Source organism: Gordonia sp. 135 (genome assembly GCF_009720185.1).
Lineage (GTDB): Bacteria > Actinomycetota > Actinomycetes > Mycobacteriales > Mycobacteriaceae > Gordonia > Gordonia alkanivorans.
Map to the genome: position 1 here is coordinate 4,647,620 of NZ_CP046257.1, position 21,057 is coordinate 4,668,676.

The window sequence follows — 21,057 nt, forward strand, 5'->3', positions numbered from 1 at the left end:
TCAGAGGAGATCCAACATGGCCGCCAACGGAACAACTGGCCTGTACTCGAGCTTCGTCCATTCCGGCCCGGGCGCATTCATCGCCAAGCAGGCCGGGCTCCCCGTCCCGCCGCCCCTGCGGCGTTACAAGGCGTCGGAGCCGCCGCTGCCGGGTCCGGTGCTGCTCGGAGGTTCGGGACGCCTCGTCGAACCGCTCCGGGAGATGCTCTCGGGCGACGACTACGACCTCATCCAGAACGCCCTGACCGGCCGCAGCGCCGACAAGTACGGCGGCCTGGTCTTCGACGCCACCGGCATCACCTCCCCGGCCGAGTTGCGTCAGTTGTTCGAGTTCTTCCAGCCGGCCATGCGCTCGACCGCGCCGTGCGCTCGCTTCCTCGTCATCGGCACCACGCCGGAGCTGGTGACCGACCCGTCCGAGCGCGTCGCACAGCGTGCTCTCGAGGGCTTCACCCGCTCGCTCGGTAAAGAGCTACTCAAGGGCTCCACCGTCCAGCTCGTGTACGTCTCGCCCGACGCCAAGACCGGTCTGAGCGGCCTGGAATCGACCGTACGCTTCGTGCTGTCGGCCAAGTCCGCTTTCGTCGACGCACAGGTCATCCGCGTCGGGTCGGCCGACGCGATCGCGCCGAAGGACTGGGATCGTCCGCTCGAGGGCAAGGTCGCCGTGGTGACCGGTGCCGCCCGCGGCATCGGCGCCACCATCGCCGAGGTGCTCGCGCGCGACGGCGCCCACGTCATCGCCGCCGACGTCCCGCAGGCCGGTGACGCGTTGTCGGAGACGGCCAACAAGGTCGGCGGCACCGCCTTCCCGCTGGACGTGACCGCACCCGACGCCGGCGACAAGCTCGCCGAGCACGCCCTCGAGCGGCACGGCGGCATCGACATCATCGTCAACAACGCCGGCATCACCCGCGACAAGCTGCTCGCCAACATGGACGACGCCCGCTGGGACGCCGTCATCGCGGTGAACCTCATCGCTCCGCAGACCCTCGTCGAGAAGCTGCTGGACAAGGGTGCGCTCCATGAGGGCGGCGCGGTCATCGACGTCTCGTCGATCGCCGGGATCGCCGGTAACCGCGGCCAGACCAACTACGGCGCATCGAAGGCCGGTGTCATCGGCCTGGTCGACGCCTACGCGCCGATCCTGGGCGAGAAGGGCATCACCATCAACGCCGTCGCCCCCGGCTTCATCGAGACCAAGATGACCGCGGCGATCCCGCTGGCCACCCGCGAGGCCGGTCGCCTGATGAGCTCGCTGCAGCAGGGCGGCCAGACCGTCGACGTCGCCGAGACCGTCGCCTACTTCGCCAACCCGGCGAGCAGCGCCATCACCGGCAACGTGGTCCGCGTCTGCGGCCAGGGATTCCTGGGTGCGTGATGGGTAAGACGATCACTCTTCCCGGCGCCCCCGGCACCGGCGAGCTGTACGGCAAGGCCGTCACCGGGATGCTGCCGGGCGTCGGCAAGCCGGCCCGCGTCCCGGCCGACGCGCCGCTGCCCGACACTCACTACCGGCTCGAGGGCGTCCGCGTCGATCCCGCTGCGCTGCAGGCGTACTGCCATGCAACCGGTCAGCGCTTCGGCGCCACTCTGCCGGTGACGTACCCGTTCGTGCTGCAGTTCCCGGTGGTCATGAAGCTGCTGACGTCGGACGAGTTCCCGTTCGGTGCAATCGGTTCGGTCCACATGACGAACAAGATCGAGCGGAAGCGTCCGATCGAGGTCGGCGAGCCGCTGTCCATCGAGACCCACGCGGAGAACCTGCGGGAGCACCGCAAGGGCATCCTCGTCGACGTCATCAGCGAGATCAGCGTCGGCACCGAACTGGTGACCACACAGACCGCGACTTTCCTCAAGCAGCAGCGGACCAGCCTGTCCGACGAGCCGCGCGGTCCCGAACCGAAGTCGAAGACCCCGCCGCCGCCGGATTCGGTTCTGTCCGTGGACCTGGGACGCATCCGCGAGTACGCCGCCGCATCGGGCGACCGCAACCCGATCCACATGGCGAACCTGACCGCCAAGGCCTTCGGCTTCCCCAAGGCGATCGCCCACGGGATGTGGAGCGCCGCAGCGGCAATCGCAAACGTCGAGGCCCAGCTGCCCGGCGCGGTCACCTACGACGTCAAGTTCGGCAAGCCGATCCTGCTGCCCGCCAAGGTGAACCTCTACACCCGCCGCATCGACGGCGAGGGCAACTTCGACATCGCGATCCGCGACCGTCGCAAGGGATTCCCGCACCTCACCGCGACGACGCGGAAGGGCTGAGGGCTTTTCGCTCACCGTTTCCGTTCCCGCTCACACCATTCGCGTGAGCGGGAACGGATCGCGTGAGCGGGAACGGATCGAGTGAGCGACCCTTCGATACGCTCGCGAGCTCGCTGCTCAGATGTCGGTACCGACACCCTTCAGGCCGCGCCAGGCGATGCCGACGAGCATGTTGGTGGCCTTGTCGAGGTCGACGTCGCCCTCGGTGATGCGGTCGGCGACCGCCTCGCAGGCGCCGACGATGGCGACGGCGGTGAGTTCGAAGTCGATGTCGCCGGCGGTCTCGACGGTCGTGCCGGCCTTGATGAGCGCCGCGACCATCTCGGTCACCCGCTGGCGACTGTCGGAGACGATGCCGGCGAAGCTCGCGGTCCCGATCGCGACGCGGTACAGCACGCGCCACGACTCTCGGTTCTCGTGCACGAAGCGCAGGAACTCGCGGATGACGGTGACGGCCTGCTCGCGCTGGGTGAGTGACGGGTCGAAACCGACGCTCATCGCGTCGATGAACAGTCCGGACTCACGGGCGATGCAGGCGCTGAACAGCTCCTCCTTGGAGCCGTAGTACAGGTACAGCATCGGCTTGGAGATCTGCGCCTCAGACGCGATGGCGTCCATCGAGGTCTCACGGAAACCGTTCTGCGAGAACACCTTCACGGCGGCGTCGAGCATCTGCTGCTCCCGCACTGCACGCGGCAGGCGCTTGGTTCCGCCCGACATGGCCGCCTCCATCCTCACTGTCGTGTCCGAAGGACCATACCCAATAAACTTACCAATCGGTAAGTTTAACGTTCGCTCGGGCCGCCCACGACAGATTACTCAGCAGGTGATGACGCCTTTCGACCGGAGGATGCGTGTCACCTTCGCATCGAGGCGCGCGGGTGCGAGGCGTCCGCGTTTCACCGCGGTCTCGAGGTTGTCGAGGACCGACGGGACGCGGTCGGTGGACAGCCACAGCGCGACGTCGCCACCCGCGAGGATGAACTTCTCGACCGCCTGCTCGATCGGGTAGCGCTGACTGATCGCCGCCATGCCCGACAGGTCGTCGGAGAAGATCACGCCGTTGTACCGCGGCCCGTTGTAGCCCACGCCCGTCCGCAGCATCTGGATGGCCGGCCGGCTGATGGACGCCGGCAATCCGTCGGTCAGGCCGGGCACGATGAGATGACCGACCATGGCGCCCGCAATGCCCGGGTCACGCAGCAGATTGCGGAAGGGCACCAGATCGCTGTTCTGCAGTTCGGCCAGCGACGGGACGGTCACCACACCGAGGTGCGAATCGCCCGAACCGTGGCCGTGTCCGGGAAAGTGCTTGTACACCGGCGTGATTCCGGCCTCGGCGAGGCCGGCGGCGTAGGCGGCCGCGTACTCGGTGACGACGGCCGGGTCGTTGCTGAAGGAACGGTCGCCGATCACCTCGTTGTCGGATTCGTCGCTGACGTCGGCCACGGGCGCGAAGTCGACGGTGACGCCGAGGTTCTTGAGTTTGCGACCGACGCCGGCGGCGATCTCCTTCACCTGGGCGGGCGTCTTGGTCTGCGCCAGTTCACGCGGCGAGGCGTGGTCGATGCCGAGCGCCGACAGCCGCGACACCCGACCGCCCTCCTGGTCGACGGTGACCATCAGCGGGATAGACGAGTTCTGCGAGATCCGTGATGCCGCACCACTCGTCAGGATCGCCTTGTCGGTCCAGCTCCCGACGAAGATCCCGCCGATCTGCTCGTCCTCCACGATCTGCTGCGCGTCGCCGGCGCCCGTGACACCCACGACGATCAGCTGGGCCAGCTTCTGCCGCAGCGTGAGCTTCGCGAGCTGTTCCGCGCCACAAGCGTTTGCGACAGGAGTGGTCGTCGCGGCCACCGACGACGGGGACGCCGTGGGCGAGCTGTACGCGGACGGTGTGGGCGGCGCGGATTCGGGCGTCGACGAATCACAGGCGACGAGACCGAGACCCAATGCCGCGACCGTCGCAGTCGTCAGCGCGTTCCGAATCCAGCGAGGTCGTCGAGTTGGGCCCATGGCTCGAGTCTGGCATGTAACCTGAGCAAATGGACGTGGGGTCCATCTCGGCCGAATCCGCGACCGCCCCCAGCGGTCGCGGTGCCAATCGCGCCGGACAGACGTTGATGATCGCCTACGACGGCTCACCGAACGCCGATCGTGCGATCCGTTATGCCGGACACTTCCTGCGCGCCGAATCCGCCGTCGTCGTCACCGCCTGGCAACCCGGCGGCATGACACCCGCCCGGATGTCCACCCTCGCCGGCGGCATGCAGCCGTTCGTCGACACGCAACTCGACGCCGGGGTCGACCGCGCCCTCGAGGACGAGGCCGCGAAGATCAACGAACGCGGCGTGGCCCTGGCCCGCGAATGCGGACTGTCGACGAAGGGCACGCTCGTCGAGGTCGAGTCGACGGTGTGGGGCGCTCTCGTCGCCGCCGCCGAGGCACTCGACGTCGATCTGCTCGTCACCGGGACCCGCGGGGCGTCGGGCCTCAAGGCGCTGCTGCGGTCCAGCGTCGCCGAGCGCGTACTCAAGCACTGCCACCGACCGGTGTTCATCGTCCCGGCGAAATGCGATACGCAACCGCAGGTGACGCTCTAGTCCCGATGTCCTCAAGTGTGGGATGCATGTCCTGGACGACGTGAGCCGTGTCGGCCACGATGAGCTCATGACACGAACCGTGCTGGTTCTCGGGTTCCCAGGGGTGCAGTCGCTCGACGTGACGGGACCGGCCGACGTCTTCACCACCGCGTCGATCGCCCTGCGTGATCAGGGGTCGCCCGTCACCTATGACCTGCGGTTGGTGTCGCAGCACGGGCAGCCGATCGACACCGGCGTCGGACTGCAGTTCGTCGCCCACGCACTGCCAGACCCCGCCGAACCCGTCGACACCCTGCTGCTGCCCGGCGGCATGGGCGTCCACCGGGCCGTCGACGACGCCGAACTCATCGAGTGGATTCGGGAGGCGGCCACCCGGGCGCGGCGCGTCATCAGCGTCTGCAACGGCGCCTTCCTGGCCGCCGAGGCCGGTCTCCTCGACGGCCGGCGCGCGGCGACGCACTGGGCCATGGCCGAGCACCTCGCCGAGCGATACCCGACGGTGCAGGTCGACGCCGAGGCGCTGTTCGTCCGCAGCTCCGATCACGTCTGGACGTCGGCCGGCGTCACCGCGGGCATCGACCTCGCCCTCGCCGTCGTCGAAGAGGACCATGGCACCGAGCTCGCCCAGCTGGTCGCCCGCTGGCTGGTCCTCTACATGCGGCGCCCCGGCGGGCAGAGCCAGTTCGCTCCGCCGGTGTGGATGCCACGGGCGCGCCGCGACGTGATCCGCGATGCGCAGCAACGCATCGAGGCCGAACCCGGACTGCCCCACCGGCTTCACGACCTCGCGCAGGAAGCCGCGATGAGTCCTCGCCATTTCTCCCGCGTCTTCACCGAGGAGACCGGCGAACCGCCCAGCGACTACATCGAGCGGGTCCGCACCGACGCGGCTCGTCGTGCATTGACCGAATCCTCCGACACCATGCCGGTGATCGCCGCGCGCTGCGGATTCGGCTCCTCGGAGTCGTTGCGCCGCACATTCATCCGACGCCTCGGCGTTTCCCCCGATCACTATCGCAAGACCTTTCGCTGACCACCGCACCACCATCACCGAACAGACAGGCACACCCATGACGCAGATCGCGATCGTCCTCTACCCGCGGTTCACCGCCCTCGACCTCATCGGCCCCTACGAGGTGCTGCGCATGCTTCCCGACGCGGAGGTCCGGTTCGTCACGCACGAGGCCGGACCGGTCGTCGCCGATTCCGGTGTTCTCCTCATCGGTGCGACGCATTCGTTCGACGAGACGCCGTCACCCGATCTGATCCTCGTCCCCGGCGGCCCGGGGTGTTTCGGCGCGGCGAAGGACGAGAAGCTCCTGGACTGGCTGCGTGCTGTCAGCCCGGGCGCGCAATGGACGACGTCGGTCTGCACCGGCTCGGTGGTCCTGGCTGCCGCCGGGCTGCTGGACGGTCTCCGCGCGACCACCCACTGGTCGTCGTTGACCGCGCTGTCCCTCTACGGCGTGACCGCGGTGCCGGACGAGCGCATCGTGCGCGCCGGCCCCGACGAACGCATCGTGACCGCGGCCGGTGTCTCCGCCGGCATCGACCTCGCGCTGTGGCTCGCCGACGAGATCGCCGGGACGAAGAAGGCCGAGGCGATCCAGCTCGCCATCGAATACGACCCGCAACCGCATCTGGACTCCGGCCACCGGTCGAAGGCGTCGGCCGGCACGATCACGGCGTCGACGCTGCTGCTCAGCCGCGACGTCCACAAGCCAGAGGTGCTGAAACTGAGCACCCAACTGCTGTGGGATCGCACGCTGGCGAAGGTCCGCTCGCGCCGCTGATGTCGAAACCCGTGCCCGAACCGCCGGACATGCGCGGGTGACACCGAGGTGAGACACCGCGCGATGGTAGTTTCTTCGCCATGACCAACAACCGCCTTGTGGCCGGCGCTGTCGCCGGAGTGGCCGGCATCCTGGTGGGACTCGGCGCGGTGTTCCTCGGCGGGTTCCTCGCCTCCGAGAACAGCCCGTCGACGGACCTGAACAACATCAATCCGAACAGCGGATTCGTCCAGGGTTCGGTCGACTACGGATCGCGCGGCGGCGCGGGCGAGACCAACTGACGCCCGCCCCCGATGCTCGGCGTCGGGGCCCTTCTGACGGCAGCAGCAACTGAGTAGTACATCGACCACCGCTTCCACAGGTGTCCTGTCGGCACGTGGGATCGGTGTGGCTGCCGCGATCGCGCTGATCGTCTGCCTGCTGCAGTCCCCGGGCCAGATCGCCGCCGACACCAAGCTCGACCTGACGGCGAACCCGCTCGGGTTCCTCGCGCGGGCGGCGCACCTGTGGACCCCGAATGCCCCGATGGGGCAGGTCCAGAACCAGGCGTACGGATACTTCTTCCCGCACGGCGCCTTCTTCGCCCTCGGTGATCTGCTGTCGGTCCCGCCCTGGATCGTCCAGCGGTTGTGGTGGGCGTTGCTCCTCACCGTCGGCTTCGTCGGCATCGTGCGTGTCGCGGAGGCGTTGCGACTGGGCTCACCGGCGTCGCGGATCTTCGCGGGCGTCGTCTTCGTCCTGAGTCCGCGCGTCCTCACCACCCTCGGCTCGATCTCGTCGGAGACACTGCCGATGATGCTGGCGCCCTGGGTCCTGCTGCCGGTGATCCGGGCGCTCGACGCCTCTGCCTCCGATGGTCGGCCGCTCTGGCGGGAGGCCGCACGGTCAGCGGCTGCCGTCGCCCTGATGGGTGCGGTGAACGCGGTCGCCACGGCCGCCGCGCTCGGCGTCGCGGCCATGTGGTGGCTTCTGCACCGGCCACGAGACCGCCGCTGGTGGCGCTTCGGTGCCTGGACCGCCCTGGGCCTGTTCCTGGCGTGCGCGTGGTGGATCGTCCCGCTGCTCATCTTGTCCCGCGTCAGCCCGCCCTTCCTGGATTACATCGAGTCCGCCCGCGTCACGACGCAGTGGACGTCGCTGACCGAGGTCATGCGCGGCGCGAGCTCGTGGACCCCGTTCGTGTCGACCGAGCGTGTCGCCGGCGCGGTCCTCGTCACCCAACCGGCCGCGGTACTGGCCACCGGCACGATCGCCGCTGCGGGACTCGCCGGTCTGTGCATGCGGCACATGCCGTTCCGCGGTCGCCTCGTGGCGATCCTGGGCGTGGGCCTGGTGGTCATGTGTGTCGGCTTCGCCGGGGGTCTCGGGTCGCCGATCGCCGAGCAGGTCCGGGTGTTCCTCGACGGTTCGGGTGCGCCGCTGCGCAACATCCACAAGTTCGAACCCTTCATCCGCATCCCGCTGGTACTCGGTGTCGCGCACCTGCTGGCACGGGTCCCGTTGCCCGGCACCGTCTCCGTTCGGGAGACACTCTCGGCCTTCGCACATCCCCAGCGATCCCGCCCGGTGGCCGCGGCCATCGTGCTGCTGGTGGCGGTCATCGGCGCCGGGTCGCTCATCTGGACCGGTCAGCTCGCTCCCGCCGGCACCTACACCGCGATCCCGAACCACTGGAAGCAGACCGCGGACTGGTTGTCCGAACACAGCGCTCGCCCCGACGACTCGCCACCAGCGCGCGCCCTCGTCGTCCCGGGCGCGCCGTTCGCCGATCAGCTGTGGGGTCTCACCCGCGACGAACCCCTGCAACCGCTCGCCGACGCCCCGTGGGCCGTGCGCGACGCCATCCCGCTGACCCCGCCCGGAGCCATCCGCGCACTCGACTCCGTGCAACGCGAGATCGCCGCCGGCCGGGGGTCACCCGGCCTGGCCGAGACCCTCGCCCAGCAGGGCGTGGGCTTCGTCGTGCTGCGCGCAGATCTCGACCCCGAGACCTCCCGGTCCGCGCGACCCCTCCTCGCGCAGCAGGCACTCGACACCTCCCCCGGCTTGACGCGGGTGGCACAGTTCGGTCCCCAGGTCGGACCGCCGAGCGTCCGGGGCGTGATGCGCGACAACGGTTTGCGACCCACCATGCCCGCCGTCCAGATCTATGCGGTCGAGGCGACGGGATTCGACGGCACCGGCCCCCTCCTCGTCGACGAGCGGGGCATCCCGCGCGTGGCCGGCGGCCCGGAGGCCATCGCGGCGCTCGCCGAAGTACGTGCACGACAAGGCCTTCCGCCTCTCGGACCGGTCCTGCTCGACGCCGATGCCCGACGCGCCGGGATCGCCGACGGCCCACTCATCGTCACCGACACCCCGAGCGACCGCGAAACCGACTTCGGACGGGTCGACGACCACAGCTCCGCCATCCGGTCGGCCGACGACCCGCGGCGCACGCAGAACGCGGCCGCCGACTACCCGGTCGACGATCAGCCGCTCGTCCGCGGGGAATGGCTGCTGGACAACCGGAGTGGCGAGATCGAGGTCACGACGTCGGGCTCGGCATCGGACGCGGTGCAACCGGGACAGACCTCGCCGGCGAACTCCCCCGCCGCGGCCTTCGACGGCAACCCCCAGACGGCCTGGGTCAGCGGCGGACTCGAAGGGGCTGTCGGCCGGTGGATGCGGATCGGGTTCACCACTCCCCAGACGGATCTCGCGTTGTCGCTGACCACCGCGAAGGCCCTCGGCTCGGACGTGACCAGCGTCCTGATCACCACGGAGGCCGGCAGCACCGTGGCGTCGGGGCTCGAGCCGGGTGAGCCGACGACGGTGACCGCCCCGAGCGGCCCGACCCGTTGGATTCAGATCCGCGCCCTGCGCACCGAGGACGGCACCGCCGGAAACCAGTTCGCCCTCGGTGAGGTGGAGGTGTCGAACCTGCGCACCTCCACGCCGCTGCAGATCAGACACCGCGTCGTCCTGCCCGAACTCGGGGCGGGCACCACCGTCGCCCAGTGGCTGCTGTACTCCGAACTCAACGGGCGGGCCTGGTGCGTCGCCGATCCGGCTCGCGAGAAGACCCGCTGCGCACCGGGCCTCGGCCTGTCACCGGAGACGTCGTCGGTGTTCAGCCGCGCCCTGTCGGTTCCCCAGGACACCGCGGTCACCCCGTCGGCCGTTCTCCGGCCACGTCCCGGCGCCGCACTCAACCGACTGCTCGCCACACCGGGCGGCATGACGGCCACCGGACCGCGACCGGTCACCGACCCCCGCGGCAGCCCGGCCGCGGCCGTCGACGGCGACCCCGGCACCACGTGGACCGCGCCGCAGATCCCCGACGAGGAGAAGCCCGAGGATCGCGAGGACGACGAAGAGCCGGCCGACGACGCCACGCCGACCCTGGTCGTCCACCTGCCCGCCGAGCAGCGTGTCGAATCAGTGAAACTCGTTGCGCCGGGCGACTACCCGGCCACCCCGACCGAGGTCGCCGTCGATCTCGGCACCGGCGAACAGATCCGTGAGGTCGGCAAGGACGGCGTCCTGCGGCTCGACCCGGCGATCACCGACCGCATCGAGATCACCATCCGCGAACAGCGCGACCTGATCGACGTCAACAGCCTCGGATTCGCGACGCCCGCACCACCGGGCATCGCCGAGGTCGAGGTCTTCCCGGCACCGCGCGCACCCGCTGACGGTGACCGGGTCGTCGAGATCCGCTGCGGCGATGGCCTCGGCATCACCGCCGCCGGTCAGGTGGTCGGGATCTCCGCGCGGACCACCACGGCCGCACTGCGTTCCGGGGAACCAGTGGTGGCCCGTGCCTGCACGCCGGGCGAGCTGCGGTTGCCCGCCGGGCAGCAGGAGGTGTCCGTCAATCCCGGTCAGGCGTTCACCGTCGACGCCGTGTCACTGACGGTCGGGTCGCCGGTGGACGGCGCCGCGACGACCACGCCGGACGTTTCCGAGTGGACCGCGGCGAGTCGTGCGGTGCAGATCGATTCCGGTCCCGAACGCCTGCTCGTGGTCCCCGAATCCACCAACCCGGGCTGGGTCGCGCGGGTCGACGGCCGGGAGTTGTCGCCGGTGGTCGTGAACGGCTGGCAGCAGGGCTGGATCGTGCCGGCCGGGGCGTCGGGCACGGTCGAGCTCACCTACCGGTTCGACTCGCTGTACCGCTGGTCGCTTGTCGTCGGACTCGTGCTGATGGCCCTGCTGCTCGTCGCGGCATGGTGGCCGTCCTCGCGACGGGAGGCCGTCGCCGAACCGCGAACCGTGACCACCGGGCGGTTCACCCTGATGGCTGCCGGTCTGGGGATTCTCGGTGCGTCGTGGTTGTTGTCGGGCTGGTGGGGCCTGGCCGTGGGCATCGGGGTGGGTGTGGTCGCCGCGGCGATCCCGCCGAAAGCCGGGGTGACAACGACCTTCGCGATGATGATGCTCGCGACCGTCGGTCTGACCGCCGGTCCGTGGCACGCCGCCGGCGGCTACCACGGCTGGGAGTGGTGGGTTCAGTTGCCCGCGTTGATCGCGGTGTTGATGACCGGCTGGCTGGTGTTCTGGTCGGCCGGGGAATCCGAAGAATCCGCCGACGAGGAAGCAGCAGCCGGCCGGTTGCGTCGTCGGGTGTCGCGGTTGCGCAACCAGTTCCGCGCCGGTTCCTCGACGAAGGCGTAAGACGCCGCGGCGATCCCGACCGAGAGTCCCAGAGTGATCACCAGGACCAGGAGAGTGTTGCCGTTGAACGGCACGATGCCGAACAGCGGAAAGACTACTGCGAGGACCGCGACGTGCCAGATGAAGATGCCGTAGGACCAGCGTCCCAGCGCGAGCATCACGCGTGAGGTGAGGAACCGGAACGGCCCCGGGTTGCAGACGAGCGGCGCGAGAAGCGCGTAGCCGCACAGCGCACCGAGAGTCATCTTGGCGACGAACTCGATGTTGGTGACGTCGCCGAGACCGGTCGGACCGGCGAAGCGGGTGCACGCCAGCCCGTAGGCGACGACGAGGACCCCGAACATCAGCCACCGGTTCGCGCTGAGCCGTATCGCCAGGTTCATCCACCGCCCGCGTGGCGCTCCTGCGGTGTCGAGCACGCCGGCGACCTCGGCGAGGATCAGGCCGGCGACGAACCACGGCAGGTGACCGAACACCCAGTTCTTGGTCTCCACACCATCGGCGACGGGGAGCGAGGTGCCGACCCAGGCCCAGCCGAGGCTGAGAACGCCGAGCACCAAGAGCACCGGGATGCGCGCACCAGCTTGTCGGCCCCGCAACCGCACCAGTGCGAGACCTATGAGCGGGAGCAGCGCGTAGAAGGCGATCTCGACCGACAGGCTCCACATCTGGGTGAGTCCTGCGGTCAGCGTCAGGGGCACGAAGACCTGGGTCAGGGTGAGGTTGGCGAGCCAGACGTCGAAGTCGGCGCCCTGGGCCTCCGGCAGGAGAAGAAGCACCAGCACGACGACCACGACGTACGCGGGCCAGATGCGGACGGCGCGGTGCTTGAGATACCGCGGGATCGACGGATGCCCGGCACCTCGGTGCGCGGCGTCGACCCACGGCCGCCACAGGAGGAACCCGGAGAGCCCGAAGAACAGCGCGACGGCAAGGTCGAGGCGACCGAGGACGGGGCCGAGGACCGCGATCTCGACGGCCCGCGTCTGGAAGGCCACGTGCGTGATCAGGACGCCGATCGCGGCGAGCGCACGCATGCCCTCGAGTTGTGGGTAGAAGCGTCGCGACGTGGCCGCCGGACCGGCGGCGTCGGAGCGCGGCGCGCCGGAGCGGGAATCGGTGTTCGATGCTGCGACTGAGTCGCGGGCGGAGTCGGTGCTGGTCATGCTGGTGACAGGGTAGCCCGGTGGCATCCACTACCCTCGCCACCATGTCTTCGGAGCCGTCCCCGGTGCCCCCATCCGCGGTGGAACAGTCCGCACCTCACCGCTGGTCGACCGCGGATCTGGCCGGACCGACGCTCATCTTCATCGGCAGCTTCCTCGTCGCGGTGACCATCGCGCTGCCGACACTGCTCGTCGGCAACTTCCGCGAGATCCCGCTGAGCACCGACTTCACCACGGTGGCCACCGCCGAGGACGCGACGATCCTCGACCGCTGCTCGCTGGCGACACCCGCGGCACGGACACTCGACGCCGATCTGGTCCGCCAGCAGCGGGTCGTCGCGGTCCAGCCGTCCGACGAACATCGGGTCACGCTGCAGGCCGGCACCTCGGTCCAGGCCGAGACGCTGCGCATCGACGACCGGGCGGTGGAGCCGGAGGATCCGCGGCCCGGCAGTGGCGCCGACGCCGATTCGCCGGACGCCTGCAACGACGCCACGGTCAACGCGGTCAAGGACCGGGTGACCCTCGACCGGGAGACCGCCGAACCGCAGCTGTCCGCGCGCGGGGCGTCGGAAATCCAGTACGACAGCAATCAGGCGCCGGTGCTGGTGCCCGACCGCCGCGGTTTCACCTACCTGCTGCCCTTCGACACCCGCCTGACCGACCACGAGTTCTTCGACGTCGTCACGCGGACGACCGTGCCCCTGAAGTACGACGGCGACACCGAGGTCGTCGGCAAGGACGTCGCCCGGTTCCGCGCCGAGGTCCCCGAGACCGACCTCGCCCGGGCCGCGCTCGGCAGGCCGGTCGGCACGGATGTCGTCATCACCCGGCCGGCATCGTGGTTCGGCATCGACGGCCCGCGCCGCGACCTGACTGCCACTCTGCGACACCGCAGTTCGTGGGACCTGGCCGTCGAACCGCGGACGGGCACGATCGTCGACGCGAAGATCACCGTCGACGAGTTCTACGCCTTCCCCGACGGCACTCCCGGTGTGCCGCCGGACTTCCGGCTGCCGCACCTGCAGGCGACCTTCTCCTACGACGACACGACACAGTCCCAGATGTCGCGTCTCGCTTCGGATCTCGCGACGCCGATCACGATCTGGGGTCGTATCGTGCCGATCGTGACCGGCGTCCTCGGCGTCGCCGCGCTGGTCGTCGGGGCGCTCCTGATCAACCCGGCGTGGATGCCCGCGAGGTTCCGGCGGTCCGGCGGCGGTGGCACCGCCGGAACCGACGGATAGAACTCAGGAAGCAGCCTCGGCCGCAAGACGGCCGAGGGTGTCCTCGAGCTGGGCCTCGGTCACGAGCGGGAACTTCACCTGCTCGAGGAGCTTCTTGTCGGTGACCTTCGACCAGTCGTAGGTGTGCCGGACCAGCGTCTCGTTGGGGCCCTGGGCTTCCAGCTCCCACAACCACTCCCAGCCGGGAGGCTCGGTGCCGGCGGGAGTCGTCTTCCACGCCAGCAGCTTGTCCTTGGCGTACCCGGTGACGTGGTTGTCGGTCTTGTACTCGCCGCCCATGTGGTCGCCCGCCATGTTCATCGTGAACACTTCACCGACGTTCTGGATGCGATCGGCGTGGTCGACGCCGCGGATGAACCCCGAACCGTCGAGTGCCTGATGCCTCTCGGGATTGGAGAGGACGTCGAACACCGCGTCGACCGGTGCCTCGATGACTCGTTGGACAGTGACCTTGGTGACTCCGTTGTCGCTCATCACACAACCCTGCCGAAACTTCCCGATCCCGGCAACGTTCCTGCGTCTGGGCCGAATGTAACCGCCGATCAGCGTGTGAGCGCCCACGTGCCGGCGGCTGCGATCGTCACCGCGACCGCCGCGGTGGCCGCGACCCCGAGCACCGAACCGGCAGCGGTGAGGATGACCACCACCTCGATCGCCACGACGATCCACGTCACGAAGGCGACGCGGGTGCGATCACGGGCGATCGCCGACAGCAACACGACCTGGAGGACGGCGAGGGCGGCACCGATGTAGGCGAAGAGCCACAGGAGTGGGACGAGTTGGTCGTAGCCGTCGCCGAACACGGTCGGCACCAGCGGTCCCGCGAGCCCCGCGCCGAGAGTCAGGACCACGCCGACGCCGGCGACCACCGCCACTGCCTGCCGCAGGGAGACCCGGGACCGGGCGGGGTCGGCGAGGCGCGGGTAGAAGACGACGCCAATGGCCTGCGGCAGCCAGAACGCGACCTTGGTGGCTATCGCGCCGAGCGCGTAGACGCCGACCGACTCGGCGTCGAGAACCCGCGGTGAGAGCAGCAGATCCACCGACGACGCCACGATGAGCACCAACTGGACCTGCGACGCGCGGACCACGCTGAGGACTCCCACCGTGCCCGCGTCCGACGCGCGCTCCCCGACTTTCCCGACGACCAGCCAGACGACGACCGCCGAGACCGCGGCACCCACGGTTCCGGCGAGGAGTCCGCCCGCCGGACCGGCACCCGCGACGAAAGCGCCCACGATGGGCATCGAGCGCAGGATCCCGACCGCGGCCAACACCCACGACAGCGTCCGGAACTCGCCGCGCCCCTGCAGAATGCCCTGACCTGCGGCGATCAGTGCGAGGAACGGGGCAGCGCCGAGGGCGGCCAGTGTCGTGACCACATCGGTGCGCATCAGCAGGGCGACCAGCGGTGTGGCGACCGCGACCAGGAGGACCACATACAGGGTCGTCTGAATCCCCACCCGCCGCAGACGGCGCTCGTCGCAGCCCAGGACCACCTCGCGTGCGACGACGTTCTGCAGCGCCAGCGCGGGTACGCCCAACACGAGCATCGCCGACAGCAGGACCGCGAACTCGCCGTATTCGCTGACATCCAGATAGCGCGCGCTCGCGCTCAGATGGACCACGTACATGCAGATGTTGGCGACCATCGAGCCGACGGCCACCGATCCGACGGCGCCGACGGTGCCCGAAGCGGCCCGGCGCCGTCCGGTCGGCCTGGTCTGCTGCATGGCACAAGTGTGCCGAGTTGACACCGGCTCCCGCGCGCAGGGTGCTTTGCACCGGTCATCGGGCATAGGCAACGATGGGTAGGCTGCAGAATTCACGAACGAGAGATATCGATGTACGACGACAACACGACCTACGACGCCGAATCGACCGATGTCGGTTCGCGTATCGATCCGGTGCTGGCCCGAAGCTGGCTCCTGGTCAACGGCGCCCACTACGCGAAGTTCGAGCCGGCGGCTCGCTCGCGCGCCGACATCGTCGTGCTCGACATCGAAGACGCCGTGGCTCCCAAGGACAAGGTCGAGGCGCGGAACAACGTCGTGCGCTGGATCGGCCCCAAGGACGGCTCCGGTCCCGGCGCCGGTGAATGGGTCCGCATCAACGGCTTCGGCACCCCGTGGTGGGCCGATGACCTCGAGGCACTCGCGGGGACCGCGATCGGCGGCGTGATGCTGGCGATGGTCGAGTCCGTCGACCACGTGACCGAGACCGCCAAGCGCCTACCGGGCCTCCCGATCGTCGCTCTCGTCGAGACCGCCCGCGGACTCGAGCGGATCAGCGAGATCGCCTCCGCCAAGGGCACCTTCCGCCTTGCCTTCGGTATCGGTGACTTCCGCCGGGACACCGGCTTCGGCGACAGCCCGCAGACCCTCGCCTACGCCCGGTCGAGATTCACCATCGCCGCCAAGGCCGCTCACCTTCCCAGTGCCATCGACGGCCCGACCGTCGGTTCGAGCGCCCTCAAACTGAGCGAGGCCACCGCGGTGAGTGCGGAGTTCGGCATGACGGGCAAGATCTGCCTGACGCCCGCGCAGTGCGCCCCGGTCAACGAGGGCCTGTCGCCGTCCCAGGACGAGATCACCTGGGCGCGGGAATTCTTCGCGGAGTTCGAGCGCGACGGCGGGGAGATCCGCAACGGTTCGGACCTCCCCCGCATCGCACGCGCCACCAAGATCCTCGACCTCGCGCGCGCCTACGGCATCACCGAGTCGGAGTTCGACGACGACCCGGTGCACGCACCCGCGCCGTCGGACACCCACCACTTCTGAGCCACCCGGGCCGCGGTGTTCTCCGGACGGTTGCTCCCGACGCTCTACCTGGTGAGTGCCGTTGCGGCCGTGGCCGTCCTGGCGCCGCTGCTCCCCGGATCGATCGGCGTCGGACCCGGTTACCTGCTGTACCGGGACGCGGTGTCGACGCCGCGCACCCACGTCACCGACACCACGCTGGGCATCGGTGACCTGCCGCCGCGCGCGGTACCGCAGGACTGGTTCGTCGCGATGGCGTCGACAGTGGTCGACGGTGGCACGGTGGTCACCGCGATCCTGCTGGCCGCCTTGGTGTTCGCGGGTGTCGGCTTCGGCCGATTGGCATTCCGGCTCGTCCCCGGCGCCGGGCGTACGGGCGCGGCGGCCGCCGCTCTCGCGGCGATCTGGAATCCCTATGTCGCCGAACGTCTCCTGCAGGGGCACTGGAGTCTGCTGGTCGGGTACGCCGCGCTGGGCTGGATTCTCGTTGCGGCATCGGAACTTCGGGATCACCACGACGCGGCGCGGTTTCTCCGGCTGGGTGGTTTGCTGGCCGCTGCGGGGTTGACACCGACGGGATCGGTGCTCGCCGGGGTCGTGCTGATCGTGGGGCTCGGGTGCCGTCCGGTCGGCCTGCGCCCCGCACTCATCGCCGCCGGACTGTGGGTCCTGAGCACTCTGTCGTGGGTCGTGACGGCCGTGATCAGCGACGCCACCACGACTTCCGCCGCCGCCGGCGTCGATGCGTTCGGCCTCCGGTCGGAGCCGGGCCTGGGACCGGTGGGAACCGTCCTTTCGCTGGGCGGCATCTGGAACGCTGATGCGGTGCCCACCAGTCGCTCCATCTGGTGGGCGGCGATCGCGACGCTGTGCCTGCTGCTCGTGGTCGCGATGGGCGCCGTCCACCTCTTCCGTCGTCGGACGACCCTCGATCCGCTGGTGCGAGGAATCGCCGCACTGTCTGTCGCCGTCGCGGTTCTGCTGATCGGCGGCAGCTTCGGTCCGGGAGAGTGGTTGCTGGAGTTCGCGGTCGAACACGTCCCCGGTGCCGGTCTGCTCCGCGACACCCAGAAGTTCTCCGCACTGCTCGTCCCCGGGGTCACGCTGGCCGTGGCCGGTGCGGTCGCGGCGGCCTGCCGGCGCGTGCCGTCGGGCTTCGCGTTCGTCGGGGTCGTGTTACTCGTCGTCGCCCCGCTGCCCGATCTCGCCTGGGGTGCCGGCGGTTCGGTGCGGCCGGTGGCCTACCCCGACGACTGGGCCGCGGTGTCGGCGATAGTGCCCGACGATCAGGGTTCGGTCGCCCTCTGGCCCGCGGACACCGTGCGGCACTACCGATTCGCGGACGGCGTCTCGCTCGATCCGGCGGCGCGGATGCTGCGGGCCCCGGTGATCGAGTCCGGTGCACTCACCGTCGACGGCGAGGTCGTCGACCCACCGAGTGAGCACGCAGCGGCCGTGGCGTCGGCGCTCGAGGCCGGCGGCTCACCCGAGGATCTCGCGGCACTCGGTGTGGGTTGGGTTCTCGTCGAGAACAATTCCCCGCCCGCCCGGCTCGCGGCGGACGCGCGCCTCGCCCACGACGGGGACGATCTCCGGTTGTACCGGGTCGACGATCCGGCCGATCGCGGTGCGGGAGCGGCCGATCGGACCATGGCGATCGCCGCACACCTTCTCTGGGCGGCGATGCTGGGGACCGGGGTCGTGGGGGCGATCGTCGTCAGCGCGCGAGAACGGCGTCGAACGTCTCGATGAACCCGTCGCACGTGGCGGCCCAGGAGTAGCGGCCCGCCCGAACCCGGGCGCTGTCCCCCAGCCGCTGGGCCTCGTCCGGGTTGTCGATGAGCTTCCTGGTGGCACTCACCAGTTCGTCGACGCCGTCGACGAGGAGACCGGTGTTGCCATCGTCGATGGAGTCGGCGAGACCGACCGAGCTGCGGTAGCCGATGGTCGGAACCCCGTGCTGCGCAGCTTCGACCACCGCCAGACCCCAACCCTCCTTGCGCGAGGGCATCAGGTGGACCCGCGCCTGCGAGAGCAGCTCGTGCTTGCGCTCCTCACTGACGTGACCGTGGAAGGTGACCGCGTCGGTGACCTCGAGTTCGCTTGCCGCCGAGCGCAGTTCGTCGGACCACCAACCACCGCCGATGACATCGAGGTGGACATCGATCCCGGAACGACGCAGCTGCGCCAGCACCGTGAGCGCGTCCTCGACCTGCTTGTGCGGCACCAGTCGCGACAGGACACACAGGCGCACCGGCTCGGAGCCGGCGTCGGACGACCGTACGGCGAGCACAGCGCCGGCGGGGACGGGGTCGATGCCGTTGCGCACGACGGAGATCCGATCCGCGTCGACGCCGAGCGCGACGAGTTCGGTCTTCGACGGCGTGGACACGGTGACATAGCGGTTCCGGCGATGAACCCGCGGCGAGAGTCGTGACTCGATGAACCATCCGACGTGCCCGAGTAACCGACCGGCAACCGGCCACTGCTCGCGATGACAGTGATGGACCAGCACCACCGTCGGTGCCGAGGCGACGGCGGTCGCGAAGAACGGCACCCCGTTCTGGGTGTCGACGACGACCTCCGGCCGACAGTCCCGGAGCGGCCCGAAGCCGAGACGCCCGGCCAGGATCGTCGCCAGCATGCGCGGATACACGCTGATCCGCCCGCCGGCGCGCACGAACCGCATGCCGTCGCGGTACTCCTCGCCGGCGGCGCCCGGATACGCCGAGGTCAAAAAGGTGACGCGGGTACCGCGTCGGGCCAGTTCGGCACCGACGCGCTCCAGATATGTCTCGCTGCCACCGCCCTGAGGGTGGCGGGTATCCCGCCAGCACAGCAGCAGGACGTCGGAAGGTACGCGCATCGCACGACAGCCTACCGCCGAGTAGCTGATGAACTGCCGAGACTCCGGTCGATTAGAGTTTCCCGACGATGACGACCACGACTTCCGGCCGCGACCGTATGGCCCGACTGGCCACCCTGCGGCGCGCGGCCGGGCTGCTGAACGACTTCCGCTACGAGCAGTCCGATCCCGCCCGGTTCTACGGCGCCCTGGCGGCCGACACCGCGGAGATGGTGCAGGCGTTCGTACCCGACCTCGACGGCGGCGTCATCCTCGACGTCGGCGGCGGTCCCGGCTACTTCGCCGACGCCTTCCGCGCACGGGGCGCGCACTACATGTCGGTCGAGCCGGACCCCACGGAGATGCACGCCGGCGGTCTCGAACATCGCGGTTCGGTCCGCGGGTCGGGCCAGAATCTGCCCTTCGCCGACGACTGCATCGACGTGACGGTGTCGTCGAACGTCGTCGAGCACACGCCGACGCCGTGGGAGATGGCCGACGACATGCTGCGCGTGACCCGTCCCGGCGGCGTCGTCATCATCAGCTACACGCTGTGGTGGGGTCCGTTCGGCGGCCACGAGATGGGTCTCACCCACTACCTCGGCGGACACCGCGCCGCACGTCTCTACACCCGACGCCACGGCCACCCGCCCAAGAACCTCTTCGGGACCTCGCTGTTCGCCGTCCACGCCGCCGACGGCCTGCGCTGGGCGGGATCGGTGACCGATCGGGCCGAGCTGCTGGCCGCCTTCCCCCGCTACATCCCGCGCTGGATGTGGTGGGTCATGCGCGTCCCGGGCCTCCGCGAGGTGCTGGGCACGAACCTCGTGCTGGTGCTGCGTAAGCGGTAGCCCCTATTCCGCGGGGAGATCGGCGGTGCAGTTCAGCGTGCCGCCGTTGCTGGTGGCGGTCGCGAGCTGTTCCCCGTCGACGAGGATGCTGCAGGTGACCGGACCGCGGACGACGATGGCCGACAGGGTCGCCTTGTTGCCCTTCACGTTCACCCGCTGCGACCAGGGCGAACCGGTGGCAGCGATGACCGTCGGCGAACCGCCACCCTTGCTGAAGCTGAGCGCCACGACGTCACCGTTTCCGGTGAGCTGGTAGACCACCGTCGCCGGACCCGGCTTCTTGCTCGGACTCGACGTCGTCTCCTCGGTCGTCGTCGTCGTGGTGGTCGGGGACGAACTGGTGGTCGTCGTCTCCTCACTGGTGGCCGTCGTCGACGACGAACCCGCTGCGGTGGGTGAGTCCTCGTCACCGCCGGACTTCGTGACCAGCACGACGACGAGTCCGAGGATCACCAGGGCGGCCAGCGCCACCAGCGCGAGGCCGATGGTGCGTCCCTTCGACGATCCGCCGCGTGGGGGCTCACCACCCGGGGGTGCGTCGTACGGCGATCCCGCATACGGCGAGCCGCCGGTGTACCGGGGATCCGCGTACTGGGGTTCGTCGTACTGGGGTCCGGCGTGCGGCTCGGTGTACGGCCCGGGATACGGCTCACCGGCGTGCGGCTGGGTGTAGGCCTGCGACGGCGGCGCCGAGGGGTCGAAGTCGGGATCGAACTGTCGGGTCTCCGGCGGATTGTTCCGCGGATCGTTCGGATCGCCCTGGGGTGGTCGCGTCATGCGGACGATTCTGTCATCCGGTTCCTGATATCGACCTGTGAGCACGCGGCCCGGACAGAACCCGGGTCGCGTGGGCCACAGAACAG

17 protein-coding genes and 1 pseudogene are annotated in these 21,057 nt (G+C 69.6%); 11 read left to right on the plus strand and 7 right to left on the minus strand.

What is annotated here, in order from left to right:
* Positions 1 to 16: 16 nt before the first annotated feature.
* Positions 17 to 1,381 carry a 3-oxoacyl-ACP reductase gene (locus tag GKZ92_RS21010; RefSeq protein ID WP_075863741.1) on the plus strand — a complete coding sequence of 455 codons (1,365 nt, stop codon included), beginning with the start codon at positions 17 to 19 and terminating at the stop codon, positions 1,379 to 1,381.
* Positions 1,381 to 2,268 (plus strand): MaoC/PaaZ C-terminal domain-containing protein, encoded by an 888-nt coding sequence (locus GKZ92_RS21015; RefSeq protein ID WP_006357113.1) that lies wholly within the window; start codon positions 1,381 to 1,383, stop codon positions 2,266 to 2,268. The genes GKZ92_RS21010 and GKZ92_RS21015 overlap by 1 nt, the downstream gene beginning before the upstream one ends.
* A gap of 117 nt (positions 2,269 to 2,385) precedes the next feature.
* Here GKZ92_RS21015 and GKZ92_RS21020 read toward each other — a convergent pair whose 3' ends face one another.
* Positions 2,386 to 2,988, minus strand: coding sequence for a TetR/AcrR family transcriptional regulator (locus tag GKZ92_RS21020; protein ID WP_042375238.1), 603 nt, complete (start codon positions 2,986 to 2,988; stop codon positions 2,386 to 2,388).
* 99 nt (positions 2,989 to 3,087) lie between these two features.
* Positions 3,088 to 4,287 (minus strand): glycoside hydrolase family 3 N-terminal domain-containing protein, encoded by a 1,200-nt coding sequence (locus GKZ92_RS21025; protein ID WP_155225618.1) that lies wholly within the window; start codon positions 4,285 to 4,287, stop codon positions 3,088 to 3,090.
* 29 nt (positions 4,288 to 4,316) lie between these two features.
* Here GKZ92_RS21025 and GKZ92_RS21030 point away from each other — a divergent pair, with 29 nt between their 5' ends.
* The 5 genes and pseudogenes from GKZ92_RS21030 to GKZ92_RS21050 all read left to right on the plus strand — a co-directional run.
* Positions 4,317 to 4,874: a universal stress protein gene (locus GKZ92_RS21030; protein ID WP_155225619.1), complete on the plus strand. Its 558-nt coding sequence runs from the start codon at positions 4,317 to 4,319 to the stop codon at positions 4,872 to 4,874.
* A 67-nt stretch (positions 4,875 to 4,941) separates the two neighbouring features.
* The gene (locus tag GKZ92_RS21035; protein WP_127962215.1) at positions 4,942 to 5,907 is read left to right on the plus strand and encodes a GlxA family transcriptional regulator; all 966 of its coding nucleotides are present in this window, start codon (positions 4,942 to 4,944) and stop codon (positions 5,905 to 5,907) included.
* Positions 5,908 to 5,944: 37 nt separating this feature from the next.
* A complete protein-coding gene (locus GKZ92_RS21040; RefSeq protein WP_155225620.1) occupies positions 5,945 to 6,667 on the plus strand; it encodes a DJ-1/PfpI family protein in 723 nt (240 codons plus the stop codon).
* 80 nt (positions 6,668 to 6,747) lie between these two features.
* A complete protein-coding gene (locus GKZ92_RS21045; RefSeq protein ID WP_005196483.1) occupies positions 6,748 to 6,948 on the plus strand; it encodes a DUF2613 domain-containing protein in 201 nt (66 codons plus the stop codon).
* Between the two features lie 106 nt (positions 6,949 to 7,054).
* Positions 7,055 to 10,330, plus strand: a pseudogene (locus GKZ92_RS21050) (DUF3367 domain-containing protein); the annotation flags it as partial.
* Between the two features lie 830 nt (positions 10,331 to 11,160).
* Here GKZ92_RS21050 and GKZ92_RS21055 read toward each other — a convergent pair.
* Positions 11,161 to 12,492 carry an acyltransferase family protein gene (locus GKZ92_RS21055; protein WP_006357106.1) on the minus strand — a complete coding sequence of 444 codons (1,332 nt, stop codon included), beginning with the start codon at positions 12,490 to 12,492 and terminating at the stop codon, positions 11,161 to 11,163.
* A 44-nt stretch (positions 12,493 to 12,536) separates the two neighbouring features.
* On the opposite strand from GKZ92_RS21055, the gene GKZ92_RS21060 reads away from it, so the two are divergent.
* Positions 12,537 to 13,739: a DUF3068 domain-containing protein gene (locus GKZ92_RS21060; RefSeq protein ID WP_187346522.1), complete on the plus strand. Its 1,203-nt coding sequence runs from the start codon at positions 12,537 to 12,539 to the stop codon at positions 13,737 to 13,739.
* A gap of 3 nt (positions 13,740 to 13,742) precedes the next feature.
* Here the strand turns inward: GKZ92_RS21060 and GKZ92_RS21065 are convergent, their stop codons facing one another.
* Both GKZ92_RS21065 and GKZ92_RS21070 read right to left on the minus strand, forming a co-directional pair.
* Positions 13,743 to 14,213 (minus strand): SRPBCC family protein, encoded by a 471-nt coding sequence (locus GKZ92_RS21065; RefSeq protein WP_006357104.1) that lies wholly within the window; start codon positions 14,211 to 14,213, stop codon positions 13,743 to 13,745.
* A 68-nt stretch (positions 14,214 to 14,281) separates the two neighbouring features.
* Complete coding sequence (locus tag GKZ92_RS21070) at positions 14,282 to 15,472, minus strand: lipopolysaccharide biosynthesis protein (protein WP_006357103.1); 1,191 nt, start codon at positions 15,470 to 15,472, stop codon at positions 14,282 to 14,284.
* A gap of 111 nt (positions 15,473 to 15,583) precedes the next feature.
* On the opposite strand from GKZ92_RS21070, the gene GKZ92_RS21075 reads away from it, so the two are divergent.
* Both GKZ92_RS21075 and GKZ92_RS21080 read left to right on the plus strand, forming a co-directional pair.
* On the plus strand, positions 15,584 to 16,519 hold the full coding sequence (locus GKZ92_RS21075) for an HpcH/HpaI aldolase/citrate lyase family protein (RefSeq protein WP_143933495.1): 936 nt from the start codon (positions 15,584 to 15,586) through the stop codon (positions 16,517 to 16,519).
* Positions 16,520 to 16,534: 15 nt separating this feature from the next.
* Complete coding sequence (locus GKZ92_RS21080) at positions 16,535 to 18,250, plus strand: hypothetical protein (protein ID WP_155225622.1); 1,716 nt, start codon at positions 16,535 to 16,537, stop codon at positions 18,248 to 18,250.
* Here GKZ92_RS21080 and GKZ92_RS21085 read toward each other — a convergent pair.
* Positions 18,216 to 19,364 (minus strand): glycosyltransferase family 4 protein, encoded by a 1,149-nt coding sequence (locus GKZ92_RS21085; protein WP_006357100.1) that lies wholly within the window; start codon positions 19,362 to 19,364, stop codon positions 18,216 to 18,218. The two genes, GKZ92_RS21080 and GKZ92_RS21085, sit on opposite strands and share 35 nt — an antisense overlap.
* A gap of 68 nt (positions 19,365 to 19,432) precedes the next feature.
* Here GKZ92_RS21085 and GKZ92_RS21090 point away from each other — a divergent pair, with 68 nt between their 5' ends.
* Positions 19,433 to 20,194 carry a class I SAM-dependent methyltransferase gene (locus GKZ92_RS21090; RefSeq protein WP_075863737.1) on the plus strand — a complete coding sequence of 254 codons (762 nt, stop codon included), beginning with the start codon at positions 19,433 to 19,435 and terminating at the stop codon, positions 20,192 to 20,194.
* 3 nt (positions 20,195 to 20,197) lie between these two features.
* On the opposite strand, the gene GKZ92_RS21095 is transcribed toward GKZ92_RS21090, so the two are convergent.
* Entirely contained in the window at positions 20,198 to 20,971 is a 774-nt protein-coding gene (locus tag GKZ92_RS21095; protein ID WP_006357098.1) for a hypothetical protein, read from the minus strand.
* Positions 20,972 to 21,057: the final 86 nt, after the last annotated feature.

What these genes read in the sequence shown, in the direction of transcription:
- GKZ92_RS21085 (WP_006357100.1), bottom strand. Translation starts at nt 19,364, where the DNA reads ATGCGCGTACCTTCCGACGTCCTGCTGCTGTGCTGGCGGGATACCCGC.
- GKZ92_RS21065 (WP_006357104.1), bottom strand. Translation starts at nt 14,213, where the DNA reads ATGAGCGACAACGGAGTCACCAAGGTCACTGTCCAACGAGTCATCGAG.
- GKZ92_RS21025 (WP_155225618.1), bottom strand. Translation starts at nt 4,287, where the DNA reads ATGGGCCCAACTCGACGACCTCGCTGGATTCGGAACGCGCTGACGACT.
- GKZ92_RS21090 (WP_075863737.1), top strand. Translation starts at nt 19,433, where the DNA reads ATGACGACCACGACTTCCGGCCGCGACCGTATGGCCCGACTGGCCACC.
- GKZ92_RS21010 (WP_075863741.1), top strand. Translation starts at nt 17, where the DNA reads ATGGCCGCCAACGGAACAACTGGCCTGTACTCGAGCTTCGTCCATTCC.
- GKZ92_RS21020 (WP_042375238.1), bottom strand. Translation starts at nt 2,988, where the DNA reads ATGTCGGGCGGAACCAAGCGCCTGCCGCGTGCAGTGCGGGAGCAGCAG.
- GKZ92_RS21070 (WP_006357103.1), bottom strand. Translation starts at nt 15,472, where the DNA reads ATGCAGCAGACCAGGCCGACCGGACGGCGCCGGGCCGCTTCGGGCACC.
- GKZ92_RS21040 (WP_155225620.1), top strand. Translation starts at nt 5,945, where the DNA reads ATGACGCAGATCGCGATCGTCCTCTACCCGCGGTTCACCGCCCTCGAC.
- GKZ92_RS21035 (WP_127962215.1), top strand. Translation starts at nt 4,942, where the DNA reads ATGACACGAACCGTGCTGGTTCTCGGGTTCCCAGGGGTGCAGTCGCTC.
- GKZ92_RS21030 (WP_155225619.1), top strand. Translation starts at nt 4,317, where the DNA reads ATGGACGTGGGGTCCATCTCGGCCGAATCCGCGACCGCCCCCAGCGGT.
- GKZ92_RS21095 (WP_006357098.1), bottom strand. Translation starts at nt 20,971, where the DNA reads ATGACGCGACCACCCCAGGGCGATCCGAACGATCCGCGGAACAATCCG.
- GKZ92_RS21075 (WP_143933495.1), top strand. Translation starts at nt 15,584, where the DNA reads ATGTACGACGACAACACGACCTACGACGCCGAATCGACCGATGTCGGT.
- GKZ92_RS21015 (WP_006357113.1), top strand. Translation starts at nt 1,381, where the DNA reads ATGGGTAAGACGATCACTCTTCCCGGCGCCCCCGGCACCGGCGAGCTG.
- GKZ92_RS21060 (WP_187346522.1), top strand. Translation starts at nt 12,537, where the DNA reads ATGTCTTCGGAGCCGTCCCCGGTGCCCCCATCCGCGGTGGAACAGTCC.
- GKZ92_RS21045 (WP_005196483.1), top strand. Translation starts at nt 6,748, where the DNA reads ATGACCAACAACCGCCTTGTGGCCGGCGCTGTCGCCGGAGTGGCCGGC.
- GKZ92_RS21055 (WP_006357106.1), bottom strand. Translation starts at nt 12,492, where the DNA reads ATGACCAGCACCGACTCCGCCCGCGACTCAGTCGCAGCATCGAACACC.